We start from the raw sequence: 16159 nt of genomic DNA, 5'->3' as shown, positions 1-16159 counted from the left end.
AATGGGGAAACCGGTTATTTTATGTATTGACGACGAGGAAATTATATTGCAGGCACTTGAAGAACAACTTGTAAATATTTTCGGGGAAGAATACGACATTGAAACATCAGACAGTGGAGCTGATGCCATCGGTTTTTTTAAGGAATTAAAAGAAAATGGCATCCGGGTTCCCGTGGTAATTTCAGACTACATTATGCCTGGAATGAAGGGCGATGAAGTACTAAAGGAAATTCACAACCTTTCACCGGGATCATTAAAAATCCTCCTTACCGGACATGCCGATATTGAAGGGATAAGCAACGCCATTAACCATGCAAAGTTGTACCGTTACATTGCCAAGCCATGGGACAAAGACGACCTGGTTTTAACAGTAAGAGAAGCCATTAAAAGTTTTTTACAGGAAATAAAAATCCGAAAACAAAACGAAGAGTTACTCCTGCTGAATGCGTCTTTGGAAGAAAAAGTAAAGGAACGCACGGCCGAACTTGAAATTGCGAACGCCGCAAAGGATAAATTTTTCTCCATTATTGCCCACGACCTCAGAAACCCGTTTAACGCGCTGTTTGGCCTCACCGATTTTTTGATCGATAACTGGCAGGATATAGACGAAGTGACCAAAATCGAACTGATAAAAGACCTGCAGAGTTCTTCAAAATTGACTTTTAACCTGCTGCAAAACCTGCTGGATTGGTCGCGTTCACAAACCGGGCAAATTACCGTACGCGCCGTTGCTATAGATGCAAACAAATTGGTGACCGAAACAATCGGAGTACTGAAAAAGCAGGCGGGAAACAAGTGTATTAACGTTAAAAACTTTGTTCCGGAAACCACCCTCTGCTTTGCCGACCCAAACATGGTTTCAACCGTTTTCAGAAATCTTATCTCCAATTCAATCAAGTTTTCCAACCATGGTGGTAAAATTGAGGTAAGTGCTGCGGCTGTTGACGGACACTATGAGTTTAGCGTAGAAGATAACGGCATTGGAATGGACAAAGATACCCGAGATAAGCTTTTCCGAATTACCGAAAAAGTAAAACGACCGGGAACTGAAAACGAGGAAGGAACCGGACTTGGATTAATTCTGTGCAAAGAGTTTGTGGAAAAAAACGGAGGTTCCATTCGCGTGGAAAGCGAACAGAACTCCGGGAGTAAATTCTTTTTCACCTTGCCGATAAGCCAGTCTTAGATTGCATTCGTTAACTCATCAAGAAAGGAATGCAGGCTTGTATTCAGAACGGGTTTAAGTCTGCGTTTAACTTCTGCATGGTATTCGTTTACCCAGTTTTTTTCGCGGTCGCTTAATAAACCGGATTTGATCAGCGAAGTATCGATCGGGCAAAGTGTCAGGGTTTCAAAGCCCAGAAAACGGCCGTATCCGGTTTCTTCGCATTCCACACATACGATCATGTTTTCGGTACGGATTCCATACTCTCCCTCGCGATAAAATGCGGGCTCGTTCGACAATACATTACCCGGAAGAATCGGATTTTCGTTGTATTCCTGACGAATGGCCATCGGTCCTTCGTGCACGTTCAGGAAATGCCCCACTCCATGGCCCGTACCGTGACCGTAATTCATTCCGTTTTCCCACAGTGCCTGCCGCGCCAGAATATCGATATGGCAGCCTTTTGTACCGTACGGAAATTTAGCCAGCGTAAGACCAATCATTCCTTTTAACACCAGGGTATAATCGGTTTTAAACTGCTCGGAAACCGGCCCAAGTGCAACGGTTCGCGTGACATCTGTGGTCCCGTCCAGGTATTGCCCCCCCGAATCGAAAAGCAAAGCTCCGTCGGCTTCCAACGGCAAGCCATCGTTGGGACCGATGTGTAAATGAACGATTGCACCACGCCCTTTGTAGCCCACAATCGGAGGGAAACTTTCCCCCTTAAAACCTTCCTGCTTCGAACGAAATTCAGCCAGTTTCACCCCCGCGTCATAATCAGTAACAGGCTTCTCTCCCACTGTTTCTTTCAACCAGTACAGAAATTCTACCAGGGCAACGCCGTCTTTTACCATAGCTCTTCGGAAACCCTCAATTTCGGTGGCATTTTTCTGCGCTTTTAACAGCGCCACAACTGAGGTCCCCTCCAGTATTTCGTTCTTTTCAGACAACAAGCTGTACGCCGCATAATTCAGCGTTCCGGGATCAACAAATATCTTTTTACCATTTATTTCGGAAAGGAAACGATAAAAGTCGGTATAGGCTTTTAGCTGAACGCCATCGGCTTCGAGCTTTAATTTTAGTGCTGAATCTATCTTTTGGGCATCCACAAAAAGGATGCTTTCTGTGGCTCCAACCACCGCAAAACCTGTAAACACCGGATTGTAAGATACATCAGAACCCCGTAGGTTATACAACCACGCCAGTTCGTCGAGCATTGAAACAATTTGCAGCTCGGCTCCTTTTTTTGCCAGTTTGCTGGCAACTGTCTGCTGCTTTTCGGTTCCCGGCAATCCGGCATACTGAAGCTCCAACTCAAAAGCTTTATCAGAAGGAATAGCGGGACGGTCTTTCCAAACAGGCTCCAGCAAGTCGGGCGTTTCCACCAGTTCAATACCTGTTTTAACCAATGTTCTTTGAAGATTGCGAAACTCCGCAACACTCACGGTTTGCGTATCTATCCCCAGTTTGCTGCCGGCCGACAGGTTTTGTGCCAGCCACTCCGCTGGCGGAACTGCATCCGGCACGCGCAACTTCATCATTTCAATACCCGTTCCTTCCAACTCACCGGCTGCCTGCAAAAAATACCGCGAATCGGTCCACAAAGCGGCTTTGTTCTTCGTAACCGCCACCACACCGTACGAACCGGTAAATCCCGAGATAAATTCACGGGTTTCCCACCGTTTGGGCAGGTATTCGCTTGAGTGAGGATCAGTGCCCGAAATATACCAGGCATCCACTTCTGCTTTACTCATTTCTGCACGAAGGGCAGTTAGCCGTTGCTGAATTATATCTTTCATGTTTGTATTTATTTGCACTTTCAACCTTATCCCGGATTGAATCTTTAATCAAAAGTTACTTTTTAATGTTTGAATTATTTTCCGAGCTGTTTCATTTCCTTTTTTACCGGAAAACCAACGTCCGGAATAAGACACAAATTGTGCTTCAAGGTTTTTAACTCCGGAACTTAAGTCATTTGCGATTTTCGAATAATCCAATTCTTTGGGAATATTGTAATTCATCCAGTCTCCCTCAAAATACTGAATGTATGGATTGTTATCGTAGCTATTTAAGCTCCAGTATTCATCTTTGTTAAGTTCGAAATTGAAATACTTCTGCACTAATATCTCCAGATTGATAGAATGTTTTAGGCCCTTATGTTCATAGGTACTGGAAATCGCTGAAATATAAGGAGTATCGTTAAAATAGTTGAAACGAATACAGGCATTGGTCCCCACCCTTTTATGAAAAGCAGTGCTCCACAAACCACCGGTATTACAATCAATTTTAACTACCTGCTTGCTATCTGCATAAATATCAATTGTTCCGATTTCATCTTTTCCTTTGTACGCAACCGAATAAACAGCATTATTTCCAATGTAGTAAGTTGAATCTAATTGAAAGCTAAACTTCCCAACATATTTTGGAGAAAGAATTCCGTTTAGTTCCATCATTCGAAACAAGTTCAGGTTAGAACCTCCGGAAGGAGGTACTACCCGGATGTCATGACCAGGAATATTTTCCGTATACTTTACCCACTCCGGATTTGTGACCAAACATTTTGAGTTTTCACAAAAGAACTTATAGTTCGACAAGGGTGCTGCATCGCTCATAGTACCGGCGTATACTGAATAACCTATGCTTTCCATATACATTATGTAACGGTTATTCTCTTCTGCTTTTTCCCGATAATGTGCAATGGCAATATGAGGCGAATCGGGCTTCGATTTATTGTAAATCGTAATCGTTTCTTTCAGAAATAGCTTCAGATTGAATTTTTGTGCTTTTACAACCACCTCATCAATTTCAGTTACAAGCGGTATAAGTTTAATAATTTCCTCTTGCGCGCACAGAGATACGGTTGTTTTGAAAGATTCGTAACCAATATAGGAGACCACAATACTATCTGATTCCTTCATCATGACAAGCGGTAGCGAATAATTCCCATTCAAGTCGGAAATAGTACCGATCGATTTGTCAGGATAAGCAACTGTTGCATACGGAAGAGGTTCCTTTGTATTTGAATCTATAACTTTCCCCGATAAAACAAACCTCTCCTGCCCGTTAGAGTACAGCACAAATAATATCAAATAAAAAATCAGCTGTGTTTGTTTCATCCTTTGTCTTTTAACGAACCTACTCCCTATTTCTTTTTGTTTAAGCTTTCAAAATACCTTCTGACAAAGCCATTGATCGACGGAGCCGGGATATCGTTGTAATCGAACTCATTTTCAGCATAAAAACGGTAAGCCAGAATATCATCCATCGCCTTCAAGTTTTCCACCGATTCTACACGCACTTTAAAGGCAAGATCCAGCGTAAAAACCTTGAACTCGGAGAAGATGTACTCGTTCGGAGCCGAAAATAAATACCCGAGGCTTGTAACCTTCAAACCGAGTTCTTCCGATAGCTCTCTTGTTACAGCTTCTTCGGCTGTTTCCATCGGATCGACAAAGCCACCGGGCAGGTCCAGTTTTCCGTAATCGGGTTCCACGCCCCGCGTTACCAGCATTAATTTCCCTTCGTCGTCAGTAATTAGTGCTGCCACAGCAGCCGCAGAATTTACAAAATAATGAAAACCACAGTTCCCGCATTTTAGCGATCGTTCGCCCGACGGCGCAAACTTTTCGGAACCACATTTAGGACAATATTTTAAAACCTTTAGAGGATGTGTGCTCATTTTTATTTGATTTTAGAATGTTGATTAACGAATGCAGACGACAGATTTTCCCTCAATTAGATAAACTTCTGAAATCGTTAATCTTCAATCATCATTCAATTACTTCTCTTGCTTTTAACCAGTCAACAAACAAATTGGGCCAGTTATTGGCGGGCAATCCTTCCTGCCGCATGCCAAATCCGTGACCACCTTTTTGAAAAATATGCATCTCGGCCGGTACATTATTACGTTTCAGCGCCGAGTAAAACTCAATCGAATTTCGAGGAGGCACTGCCTTGTCATCGTCAGCCAAAATCAAAAACGTGGGCGGCGTTTGTGCGTTCACATTTAACTCGTTGGAATATTTCCGAACCAATTTTAGCTTATGCTCGCTACCTATCAGGTTTCCCCTCGATCCCATGTGCGTAAATTCTTCGTTCATGGTAATAACCGGGTACAAAAGCAGCATGAAATCGGGGCGGCAGCTCATTTTCTCCACCGCGTCATTGCTTTGAGCATTTCCTTCGTCAAATACAGTTCCGGCCGTGGAAGCCAGATGCCCCCCCGCCGATGAACCGGCAATTCCGACTTTCTCCGGGTTGATTCCCCATTTTTCGGCATTGGCACGGACAATGCGCATGGCCCGGCGTGCATCGCTCGACGGCACCTCATCGTGCCCGTATGGAAGACGGTATTTCAGCACAATCCCTGCAATCCCTTTTTCCTGGAAAAAACGGGCCATATCGTACCCTTCGTGGTCCATCGCCTCAATAACATAGCCTCCACCCGGGCAAATTAAAACGGCTGCCCCGGTGTTTATTTCCTTTTCGGGGAGAAAAACATACATCTCGGCTTCCGATACATTTTTTACACGAACTCCGTCGTATTTTTCTTCCGGCTCTCTCATTCCGTTATCGTTGGGTGCACCGTTGGGCCAAACTTTCAATACTTCGTTTTGGGCATCAACACCCACACAAATTAACATGGTCATTACAAATAATAAAATTGGTCTCATTGGTTTATATTTTAAGCAAAAAAGCGGGTGGTTCTGCACCTCCCGCCTTTTGTTATTTCGATTTAACTCCTACAAAATAATGGTCTTTTTCTGAGAAAAGAACGTTAAAAGTCGTCAGCGAGCCATACACACGCGTAATGTATTGCTGGAGGTTCACTTTTTCCTCGTCGGAAAGCACATTGCTGCTGTTGATGTTTTGTTCGAGTACCCTCAAACGATCGCGCAGCATCACAATTTTGTGGAAAAAAGTTTCGATCGGGATTTCTTTTGGCTGAAGTGCAGGATTTGCCGGCTGCATCAACAATGTTCCTCCCTGCCACTTTTCGCCCAGCGGTACAATTTCACTCAATGCCCCGTATTGATCCAACACGTAAGTCATCACTTTTTCAAAATCCCTGATTGACAAACCCGACTTGGCTCCTGTTTGATTCAGGTTTAGCACCTTCAGGTCGGTATTTCGTTTGGTGATCTCAATTTTACCGCCGCGCTCAAAAAAAATCTCGTAAGCGGTAATATTGTCCTTGCTAACAATTCCTTCGCCATATCTTGGGTGTTCCACCCTTGTTCCAACGGTTAATTCTTCCATGTTTTACTGATTTTATGAAAAGCTAAATGTAAAATATTTTGGGCAAAATCTACCTGCCACCGGCACGAAGAAGCGGTTTATTTGTTCTCGCGAATCCCAAAACTGCGATCTATTTTCAGGAAAGGGATCACGGCAAAAATGGGCAGTGTACAAATCATCACCCAGACAAAAAAGTGCTGATACCCCAAAATCTCCTGCAACCAGCCACTCATCATCCCCGGAATCATCATCCCGAGTGCCATAAATCCGGTGGCAATGGCATAATGGGCGGTTTGGTATTTTCCCTGTGCAATGTAAATCAGGTACAACATATAGGCTGTAAACCCAAAGCCGTAGCCAAACTGTTCGACCACTACCGCCGCCATTACATACCACAGCGAATCGGGCGTAAATACCGACAACAAAAGGTAGCCCAGGTTGGGCAGGTTAATGGCCAGTGCCATCCACCAAATCCAGTATTTCAGGCCGTTTCTGGAAGCTACTACCCCACCGAGAATTCCCCCGACGGTAAGCGCAATCATTCCGGCAGTGCCGTAAACAAGACCCAGGTCGCCTGTGGTAAGCCCCAGGCCTCCGGCTTCTTTTGCATCCAGTAAAAACGGTGAAGCCATTTTTACGAGTTGCGATTCAGCCAAGCGGTAAAGCAGCATAAACAACAAGGCCGCACCAAGCTGCTTCATTCGGAAGAAGCTGGCAAAAGTCTCCAGAAACTCGCCCCAAATTCCCTTTCCGTTTGATTTTGCTGCCACATCGCTGGCCGGCCGCGGCAATATAAAGCGGTGGTACAGGTGAAACACCACAAAAAGAGTGGCGATTACAACAAAAACCACCAGCCACGCAAAGCGAATATTTCCTGAACGCCCAACAAAACTGGCCTGCGTAGGCTTGTTCAGTTTCGAATCGAGCTGAACCACAGCAAAAGCCGGTTTATTCCAGTTACTTTCATTAAACTCGTAACGGTATTCATGAATCAGCCGAATGCTGTTGTCGCCTTTGTCAAAACCAAAATTCAAAACCAGCCGGTCTCCGGCATCCGGTTTTTGGGACAACTGAATCGGGAGTATGGCATAATTCCCGGCTTCGGCACTTACTCTTTTCTCTTCAGAATTAAAGAGCCTTTTCAACGATGTCTCCAAAGGAATTACCACGTATTTTTTCCAAAGTCCCGGTTTCTTATCCTTTGAAACCTTTTCTTCCTTCGAATAAAATCCCTGTCCGATGTTCCACTCTTCAACCAACTTAATCACCGAGTCAGCATCCGCAGTAGCGATTGTTCCAATAGGAATTGCCAGCGATTCGGGAGAAACAAAGTAGGTTTCACCCGTTTCATTTAATGCAGAAAACTGGGTTGGATTGAAAGCAACCTGCTCAATTGAGTTGCGCTGAGCTTCCACCTCCACTTTCAAGGGAGGCAAGCCCGTGGCTGTTTCCAGAGTACCGGCCAGAATTACCAGGAGGCCCTGCCCGGTTAACATGGCAAAACGGTAGAAAGTACTTCTGATACCCACAAAAAATGCCTGGTCGCCCGACGATAATTCGAGCATGTAATAACCATCTGCGGCAATGTCGTGCGTAGCCGAGCTAAAAGCCAGCAGCCAAAAGAAAGCCATGGTGTAGCGGAAAAAATTATCGGCCGGAATAGTAAAGGCCACGCCCGCCAAACCGGCACCGATCAGCAATTGCATGATCACGATCCAGTAGCGTTTGGTTTTGAACAGGTCGACAACCGGGCTCCACAAAGGTTTAATTACCCAAGGCAGGTACAACCAGCTGGTGTAAAGTGCAAATTGTGCATTTGATATTCCGAGGCGTTTGTACATGATTACCGAGAGGGTCATTACCATCACATACGGAAGTCCTTCGGCAAAATAAAGTGTGGGAACCCAAAACCAGGGCGAACGCTTTTTAGTCATTTTTTATGGTTTGATGTTGAAATTGGTTTAATATCTTTTTTCCAGGCTTGCGTTTTTAAAATAGTGTGTCAGAATTTCATCGTATTTGTATCCTTTGTGTCCCATTACCGCCGCGCCAATCTGGCAAAGTCCTGCACCGTGTCCCCAGCCGGCTCCTTTCAATACAAATTTTTCGGGCAGATCGTTTTCACCCTGCACTTTCTCCACCAGAAAAGCCGAACTGTACAAATGCGATTCACTCAGCCAACGACGGATTTCCAGTTCTTTTCCAACCGTAACAGTCCGTTTCGTACCCACAATTTTCAGGCGAACAAGGCGGCCGGAAGTGCCCCTTTGCACCGGGATCAAATCCAGGATATCGCCAAAATCGATTCCAGAACGGCGCCGGATCAGATCGCTCAATTCTGCCTGTGAATATTCCACGGTCCAGCGGTAAAAATCTTTTGCCGACCAGTCGTAGTCGTTCAATACCTGTTTCAACACCACCTCATCGTGCGTATTGCAAAAAGCTTCGGGTTCGGCAGCGATCCATTTTTCGGCATTCTTTTCAATGGTCAGGTCCTGTTCGAAACCGGCCGGAAGTTGCGGATTATCCACCACCGCAGTCAGGTATGGGTGATGAACCGGCTCCCAGCAATTTTCGAAAAGCTCGGCAATTCCGCCACACGACTTTGAAAAACGGGCATCACACACTTTTCCGTCGTAGGAAAGAATTACCCCTGAAGTTTCGTTAACCGCCCTTACCACATTGGGATTATGAGCCCGGGTAACGCCTTGGTAGCGCTGGCAATGGTCGTCGGCACACACATGAAAATTCACATGGTCTTCGCGGTCGTACCATTTTATGTATTCGCTTTCTGAGATGAAGGTACTTTCATACTTCGCCGTTGTTTCGGTCAGCTGCTCCTGCTTTTCGATTTGTGCAATCAGCCAGCTTCGGGAAATAATGGCATGCGCTTTTAGCAACTCGAGTGAGCTGTTGGCGCTCATTTCAGACGAAATCACTGAAATCAAATAACTCTCGAGCGGCAAAACATTGATCGCGGTTATCTTTTCATTTTCAATGATCAGTTTTAAGGCACCTTTAAATTGCTGGTTTTCCTTTTGTTCCCAATGAAAATTCACTCCAATAATAACGTCTTTCAGCTCAAATGCTGCGTTCTCTGCATCAAGCGGAGTAAACAGCAATTCAGACGCAGCAATACCGGCAGCCTCAAGTTTTAGCATTCCGTTCTCGATTCTCACCACTTGTTCACCCTCCATTTCTTTTGGGCCATTGCTTAACTGAAACAAGTCATTGAAGCAAAACTGTATTTGGTCGGCACTCATAATGCCTACGTCAATTGTCGGTATTTTATGCATTATCTAAATTTTGTATGAATTGATTAAACACAGGCTCTGAATAAAGTACCTGCTGAAAAATTGTATAAATATCGGATGACTGAAGCTTTTCAAAATCCTTCTCCAGCGGAGTGATCAACACTCCTCCCATATCCACCGATGCAGGACTGATCAGAATGTTCTTTTCCCCTTCTTCGAAATACTGCGAAGGACGGTGCAGGACTCTTGGAAACACGACTACTTTCCATGCATTGCTTTCATAAAACGCAAGAATGTTCATCATCGGTTCTTCATCCGCAGCCTCCAGTGCATCGTATATTTTCATGAAATCTTTTTCCACGGATTCTTTTACCGGCGATTCCAGCAAAAGGAAATTGCGCAATCCGTCTTTTACCGCCCAGGCATCCGAAGTAAAAGAACGAAGCTTTATGCTGTGTTGCTCTTTCAGTTTTTCCAGCTCATTTTCAAGCGGCATAAACCCACGGTTTCCGGCCTGAAAATGAAAATGATCGGGGGCCGAAGCTCCGCATTTTGGGCCATTGTAAAAGAGTGTAAACCCAGGCAATGAGGCAGCTAAATCGAGCAGGTCACAAAAGCGCCCTTTTATTTGCTGCGGAAGGTGTTCTTCGCCCACAATCGTAAAATGCTGCGAAAAGATCGGGAAAGGGTTAACCAGCACCGAATACGCTCCAATTTTCACTCCCTGCTGTTCTTTCGGACGATTTTTACTGCACAGAAAACACGGGCGGGCCTCAATGGATTTGGCATCCACTTTTGCAGCCGACGACACAATGCGTTCCGGGTTAAACTGGACCTTGATCTCCACTTCATCAAAATTGAACACCCGTGTGCGTACTTTCTCCAAGCCAGCAAAGTTCTTTGCAGCCAAGGGCCATTCTTTTTTTTGCCCGGTCAGCAACTGTAATACCTGTTCAGAATACTGTTGCATGCTAAGCATTTTTTTGTTGACGCGCTTTTAATTCGATGGTACGAATACGGTCTTTATAGGTGTTGTGTGCGTTTACTTTTACAATGTCGAGTGCCGCATCGGAGTTATCGTCCCAACGGCGGCACAGATACAGATTTTCGTAAATCCTGCCGATCGAATAATCTCTCGAAATGGCCAAACCAACGGCATAATCTTCGCCATAACTCACATTCGGAATTTTTACGTCGCGCAAAACCGGGGTATAAAATGCGCGTGGCGCTCCCAGTCCGTTTATGCGTAAAGCGTTGTTTTTACCGTTGTCAGGTGTCCACTCGCGGTGATCGATAATACCGGGAGGGATTTCTTCGAGTTTGAAATTCACCAATTGATAAGTTCCTACCACCATCGCGCATTTCTCCTGTTCAAATACCTCCACTATTTTTTGCAGCGTATTCTCGTCTTTGTAAATATCATCGCTGTCGAGCTGAACGGCAAACATTCCGCAACGCGCATCGTGAACGGCCAGGTTCCAGCAGCCACCAATTCCCAAATCATTTTGCGTAGGAATGATGTGTATGATTCTGTTGTCTTTTTCTGCAAACGAACGGATAATTTCGCTTGTTTTATCCGTAGAATGATTATCCACAATAATCAGGTTAAAAGCAAAGCTTGTTTTTTGCGCCAGAACAGATTCAATCGCATCAGCAATTGTTTTTTCCCGGTTCCGCACCGGAATCACCACCGACGCTTTTTTGTCAAACGCCGAATCATCAAATTCCAGCGCCCCCGTTTCTGGTGCCAGCCAGGCGCCTACATCTTCCAAATGCTCGGTAACCGCCTGTTCCATTTCAATTTGCACCTTGCGGTTTTTGGGGTCCACATAGTCAAACAATTTCTGTCCGCTTTTTCGCAAATCGGTTTCATCAATTGTATAAAGAAACTCAGGAATACGAACAAACGCCCCCAGTTGCGACATTTTCAAACGCAGGTAATACAAACCGGCGCTGTCAAAATCCATTGTCATATTATCAATGGCCTTTCGGAGTGCATCCGCACGGTATAACACCAGTGGTCCAAAGTTAAAGTCGTCGCGCAAACTGCCTTCCTGGTAGTCGATTACCGGATGTGCAGAAAGCTGTCCTTCCTTTATTTCATAATAATCGGAATATACTTTCGCGGCGTTTGTAGCCTCAGCAACCGAAATCATGCGTTCAATTGCAAACTGGCCAAAAGAAAGTGCCGTATTTTTGGTTAACAGCAATACGTAATCAACGCCGGTAACCGTTGCTGCCAGAGCTTTTACCCATTGAGTACTGCCAAATCCGTTGTACGAAAACGGTTTAGCCTTGCCGCCCGCTTTTGTTGCCGTTTCTTCAGGAAGATAAATATTTTGAATCACTGCATTCGCCTGTAATCCACTGATTAGCTTTGCCGCACTCTCGTAGTTATGAATGGGCAGATAACAATTTATTCGGATCATGTTTATTTCTGATTTTGGAATTTTCTATTGCCTTCGTTTATCTCTCAGCAAATTTAAAAGAAACTTTTAACCTCTCTGCAATTTGGGGAGTTTACGCTGTAATGTTCAAGCTTTTATATAGAACCTAAAGTTTCGGAATTACTTTTTTTCCTAATAATAGGTTCGAGACGATTAACATTAACCAAATAAGCAGGTTACACTAAGCCGTATTCAGACCGGTATGATTGTACTCAATTGTCCCTACCAAAAGACAAGCCTGCCAGATGAATCCCAACAACTTCAGCCTGATATCATATACCACTAAAAACAAGCACCTTAGACCACAGTAACGATATGTACCTTTTCACAATACTGTTTTACAACAGGTAGGTATTGGTAGGGAATAATACCCAACCCTCTTATTTTAGGCCCTATTGAATGACTAACAATACTTTAAGAACGAAGACGGGAAATAAAAGCCCTGTCTTTTGTATAAAAGGACCTTAATATTAAACACTACTTACTTTATAAAGACCTTACTTATGACTGATAATACCATGGTTATCCCCCGGGAAAAAACGGGAAAAATAAGACTCAAACTTTCGTTGATGCTGTTCCTTCAGTATATGATGTATGCTGTTTGGTGGGTTCCGCTTGCAGCCTACCTGACCAACCTGGAGGTTAGCAGCCTTGAAAAATCACTGATTGTAAGCTCCATGGCCATCGGTTGTATTTTTTCGCCGGTAGTTGGAATGCTTGCCGACCGTTTTTTTGCCGGACAAAAAGTATTGGCTGTACTAAACACCATCAATGCTGTTATGCTTTTTTTGGCAGGAAGCACCAATAACCATGATATTCTGTTTATCTGCTTGTTGATTGCCATGTTGGGCTACATGCCCAGCTGGAGCCTTACCAGTTCGATTGCCATGGCACATCTCGACTCGGAACAATTTCCGAGGGTACGCATCTTCGGATCAATCGGTTGGGTGGCTTCCGGAATTTTCAGCGTCGTTTTCATAAGAGTGCTGAACATTGATTTCGACGGTACCAACCTCCCTTTTTATTGCGGGGCCGCTGTTAGCTTTATTGCCATACTTGCCAACCTCTCACTTCCTGACACTCCTCCACCCGCCAAAGGACAAAAAGGCTCACTGATTGACACCTTTGGATTACGCACTATAGAACTGATGAAAGACCGTAATTTCGCGGTATTTATCCTCTTTTCCTTTTTATCCATGATTCCGTTTGCAATGTATTTTTCGTTCTTTTCAGAGTTCCTCTTACACATTAAAACCAAATACATTTCAGTAACCATGAACTGGGGAGTACTGGCCGAAATGGGTTTCTTACTCCTGGTAACACCGGCCATCAAAAAATTCGGATTACGGAAGGTGATGATACTGGGTTTGGTGGCATTGTTCATCCGTTACCTTTCGTTTTGGGCAGGTGGTGTGATTCACCAAAGCTGGATGTTTTACATCGGGATTTTAATACACGGGCTGATTTTTGGTTTCTTTTACGTGGGAGGCCAAATCTACATCGACAAAAAAGCACCGGCCCAATTAAAATCTCAGGCGCAGGGTTTTATATTCCTGGTAACTTTTGGAGCTGGTTTATTGGTTGGTAATTTTATTTGCGCTCATATTATCGATCTTTTCAGAACCGCTGAAGGCTACAACTGGGATGCAATCTGGGGAATAATAACCCTAAGCTCAGCGCTATTACTGCTTGTGTTTATCGTATTCTTTAAGAACAACGATCCTACATTAACCAATAAACAGAAGTTAACTTAACAAATAAAATCTTCTATTTACAGTTCGTGAATGATTCCACCGGCTTTTATCCCGACAAATGATTTTTACGGCACAAATAAAGCAGAAATCCGTAATAACCAAATCGATAGAGTATTTTTTCAAATCATAAACTGAGCCCGAAATAAGTTACCATCTCGAAGTAAAAGTGTCGTTAAATTTTAATTTTTATTTAAAATGACCGATTTTAATTTCAAATCATTTTGGATATTGATTTAAATTTTTACATTTGCTTCATCTTTAAAAAAGCGATATGCGTTTAGCTATTAACATTCTAGTCATTCTCGTTGTCATTCTTGGAATTTCTGAGAGGGGCTAGATTATGTGATAGTTTAAAAGATATTTACAGGCCTTTCTCAGAAACGAGGAAGGCTTTTTTAATGTTCAACAGATAGATAAAGACAAATAAGTATGCAAATTCCGTTACGAAGTAATACCACTACCCAGGGACGAAGAATGGCCGGCGCAAGAAGCCTTTGGAGAGCCAATGGAATGAAAGAAGAACATTTCGGGAAGCCACTGATTGCCGTAGTAAACTCATTTACACAGTTTGTGCCCGGTCATGCACATTTACACAACATTGGCCAGCACATTAAAGGCTTAATTGAAAAGCAAGGCTATTTTGCTGCCGAATTTAACACCATTGCCATCGACGACGGAATTGCCATGGGGCACGACGGAATGTTGTATTCACTCCCTTCGCGCGATGTAATTGCCGACAGTGTGGAATACATGTGCAATGCGCACAAGGTAGATGCCATAGTTTGCATTTCGAACTGCGACAAAATTACTCCCGGAATGCTGATGGCTGCCATGCGTTTGAATATCCCTGCGGTTTTTGTTTCGGGCGGACCAATGGAAGCCGGCGAAGTTGATGATCGTCACCTCGACCTGGTAGACGCCATGGTAATGGCTGCCGACTCCAATATTAGCGATGAATACCTGGCCAAAGTGGAAGAAAATGCCTGCCCCACTTGCGGATCCTGTTCGGGAATGTTTACTGCCAATTCGATGAACTGTCTGGCAGAAGCAATTGGACTGGCGCTGCCCGGTAACGGAACCATTGTGGCCACGCATGCCAACCGCAAACGGCTGTTTGAAGAAGCCGTTGAAAAAATTATCGCAGCCACCCAAACTTATTATTACGAAGGAAACGACAAAGTTCTTCCCCGGAGCATTGCTACCCGCGATGCCTTTTTAAATGCCATGAAACTTGACATTGCCATGGGAGGATCGACCAATACTGTTTTGCACCTGTTGGCCATTGCGCACGAAGCGGGTGTAGATTTTACGATGTCGGACATCGACCGGCTTTCGCGCCAAACACCTAACCTGTGCAAGGTAGCGCCCAATTCGCACTACCACATTCAGGATGTAAACCGTGCCGGAGGTATTCTTTCGATCATGGGAGAAATGGAGCGCGGAGGACTGTTGGAAACCAACGTTAACCGCATTGACGGAAAAACATTGGCCGAAGCCATTTCGGAATACGATATTAAACGTGAAACCGTAACTGAAGATGCTTTCAGGCGATTTAAATCGGCACCGGGCGGAGGAAGAAACCTGGTAATGGGATCGCAGGAAAGCACATTTAAAGTGCTCGACGACGATCGTGAAAAAGGATGTATCCGTAGCATTGAACACGCCTACAACAAAGACGGCGGGCTCGCAGTTTTATTTGGCAACATTGCTGAAAAAGGCTGTATTGTAAAAACAGCCGGCGTAGATTCGTCCATCTTTCAGTTTAAGGGAAAAGCACGGGTTTTTAACTCGCAGGAAGATGCTGTTAACGGAATCCTGGGAGATGCCGTTCAAAAAGGAGACGTAATCGTCATCCGCTACGAAGGCCCCAAAGGCGGCCCGGGAATGCAGGAGATGCTCTACCCTACTTCGTACCTGAAATCGATGCAACTCGATAAATATTGTGCGCTGATCACCGACGGACGTTTTTCAGGAGGGACTTCGGGACTTTCTATCGGACACGTTTCACCGGAAGCAGCTGGTGGTGGCGCCATCGGACTGATTCGCGACAACGATGACATTGAAATAGATATCACCAGGCGTTCCATTAATCTGCTGATTTCAGAAGAAGAACTCGCCGAACGCCGGAAAGCAGAAGATGCAAAAGGCAAAGATGCCTGGCAGGCGGGAGAAAGAGAACGCAATGTTTCAAAAGCATTGAAAGCGTATGCAAGTTTTGTCTCCTCTGCAGATTTAGGCGCTGTTCGATTAATTGACTAAAACAAAAGACAAAGTAACCAATACTTTATCTGACAAATAATT

The 16159-nt window shown here is 44.4% G+C and carries 12 protein-coding genes; 3 read left to right on the top strand and 9 right to left on the bottom strand.

Annotated features, from left to right (window positions below; genetic code table 11):
* Position 1 precedes the first annotated feature (1 nt).
* Positions 2-1186, top strand: coding sequence for a hybrid sensor histidine kinase/response regulator (locus D1614_RS02085; protein WP_119436208.1), 1185 nt, complete (start codon positions 2-4; stop codon positions 1184-1186).
* Here D1614_RS02085 and D1614_RS02080 read toward each other — a convergent pair.
* From D1614_RS02080 to D1614_RS02040, 9 genes are all read right to left on the bottom strand, one after another.
* On the bottom strand, positions 1183-2964 hold the full coding sequence (locus D1614_RS02080; protein ID WP_119436358.1) for an aminopeptidase P family protein: 1782 nt from the start codon (positions 2962-2964) through the stop codon (positions 1183-1185). The genes D1614_RS02085 and D1614_RS02080 overlap by 4 nt on opposite strands.
* 48 nt (positions 2965-3012) lie before the next feature.
* Positions 3013-4281 (bottom strand): carboxypeptidase-like regulatory domain-containing protein, encoded by a 1269-nt coding sequence (locus tag D1614_RS02075; RefSeq protein ID WP_119436207.1) that lies wholly within the window; start codon positions 4279-4281, stop codon positions 3013-3015.
* A gap of 26 nt (positions 4282-4307) precedes the next feature.
* Positions 4308-4844, bottom strand: coding sequence for an NUDIX hydrolase (locus D1614_RS02070; protein WP_119436206.1), 537 nt, complete (start codon positions 4842-4844; stop codon positions 4308-4310).
* A gap of 91 nt (positions 4845-4935) precedes the next feature.
* Positions 4936-5838: an alpha/beta hydrolase gene (locus D1614_RS02065; RefSeq protein WP_119436205.1), complete on the bottom strand. Its 903-nt coding sequence runs from the start codon at positions 5836-5838 to the stop codon at positions 4936-4938.
* 52 nt (positions 5839-5890) lie between these two features.
* On the bottom strand, positions 5891-6424 hold the full coding sequence (locus tag D1614_RS02060) for a DUF8685 domain-containing protein (protein ID WP_119436204.1): 534 nt from the start codon (positions 6422-6424) through the stop codon (positions 5891-5893).
* 77 nt (positions 6425-6501) lie between these two features.
* Entirely contained in the window at positions 6502-8337 is a 1836-nt protein-coding gene (locus D1614_RS02055) for an MFS transporter (protein WP_119436203.1), read from the bottom strand.
* 27 nt (positions 8338-8364) lie between these two features.
* Positions 8365-9699: a SpoIID/LytB domain-containing protein gene (locus D1614_RS02050; protein WP_119436202.1), complete on the bottom strand. Its 1335-nt coding sequence runs from the start codon at positions 9697-9699 to the stop codon at positions 8365-8367.
* Positions 9692-10627, bottom strand: coding sequence for a DUF4922 domain-containing protein (locus tag D1614_RS02045; RefSeq protein WP_119436201.1), 936 nt, complete (start codon positions 10625-10627; stop codon positions 9692-9694). The genes D1614_RS02050 and D1614_RS02045 overlap by 8 nt, the downstream gene beginning before the upstream one ends.
* A 1-nt stretch (position 10628) precedes the next feature.
* Complete coding sequence (locus D1614_RS02040) at positions 10629-12086, bottom strand: glycosyltransferase family 2 protein (RefSeq protein WP_119436200.1); 1458 nt, start codon at positions 12084-12086, stop codon at positions 10629-10631.
* A 521-nt stretch (positions 12087-12607) separates the two neighbouring features.
* On the opposite strand from D1614_RS02040, the gene D1614_RS02035 reads away from it, so the two are divergent.
* Together D1614_RS02035 and ilvD are read left to right on the top strand one after the other, a co-directional pair.
* Positions 12608-13858: an MFS transporter gene (locus D1614_RS02035; RefSeq protein WP_119436199.1), complete on the top strand. Its 1251-nt coding sequence runs from the start codon at positions 12608-12610 to the stop codon at positions 13856-13858.
* Positions 13859-14287: 429 nt separating this feature from the next.
* Positions 14288-16117, top strand: a complete 1830-nt coding sequence (ilvD, locus tag D1614_RS02030) for a dihydroxy-acid dehydratase (RefSeq protein ID WP_119436198.1) — start codon at positions 14288-14290, stop codon at positions 16115-16117.
* The last annotated feature ends 42 nt before the right edge of the window (positions 16118-16159 follow it).

Origin of the sequence: Maribellus luteus (assembly GCF_003576475.1) — a bacterium.
GTDB classification, from domain to species: domain Bacteria; phylum Bacteroidota; class Bacteroidia; order Bacteroidales; family Prolixibacteraceae; genus Draconibacterium; species Draconibacterium luteum.
This window is presented reverse-complemented; position numbering and strand designations above follow the sequence as displayed.

Excerpts from the sequence above, each read along its gene's own strand:
- D1614_RS02080 (WP_119436358.1), bottom strand. The coding sequence starts at position 2,964 with ATGAAAGATATAATTCAGCAACGGCTAACTGCCCTTCGTGCAGAAATG.
- D1614_RS02065 (WP_119436205.1), bottom strand. The coding sequence starts at position 5,838 with ATGAGACCAATTTTATTATTTGTAATGACCATGTTAATTTGTGTGGGT.
- D1614_RS02060 (WP_119436204.1), bottom strand. The coding sequence starts at position 6,424 with ATGGAAGAATTAACCGTTGGAACAAGGGTGGAACACCCAAGATATGGC.
- D1614_RS02070 (WP_119436206.1), bottom strand. The coding sequence starts at position 4,844 with ATGAGCACACATCCTCTAAAGGTTTTAAAATATTGTCCTAAATGTGGT.
- D1614_RS02035 (WP_119436199.1), top strand. The coding sequence starts at position 12,608 with ATGACTGATAATACCATGGTTATCCCCCGGGAAAAAACGGGAAAAATA.
- D1614_RS02040 (WP_119436200.1), bottom strand. The coding sequence starts at position 12,086 with ATGATCCGAATAAATTGTTATCTGCCCATTCATAACTACGAGAGTGCG.
- D1614_RS02045 (WP_119436201.1), bottom strand. The coding sequence starts at position 10,627 with ATGCAACAGTATTCTGAACAGGTATTACAGTTGCTGACCGGGCAAAAA.
- ilvD (WP_119436198.1), top strand. The coding sequence starts at position 14,288 with ATGCAAATTCCGTTACGAAGTAATACCACTACCCAGGGACGAAGAATG.
- D1614_RS02085 (WP_119436208.1), top strand. The coding sequence starts at position 2 with ATGGGGAAACCGGTTATTTTATGTATTGACGACGAGGAAATTATATTG.
- D1614_RS02075 (WP_119436207.1), bottom strand. The coding sequence starts at position 4,281 with ATGAAACAAACACAGCTGATTTTTTATTTGATATTATTTGTGCTGTAC.
- D1614_RS02055 (WP_119436203.1), bottom strand. The coding sequence starts at position 8,337 with ATGACTAAAAAGCGTTCGCCCTGGTTTTGGGTTCCCACACTTTATTTT.
- D1614_RS02050 (WP_119436202.1), bottom strand. The coding sequence starts at position 9,699 with ATGCATAAAATACCGACAATTGACGTAGGCATTATGAGTGCCGACCAA.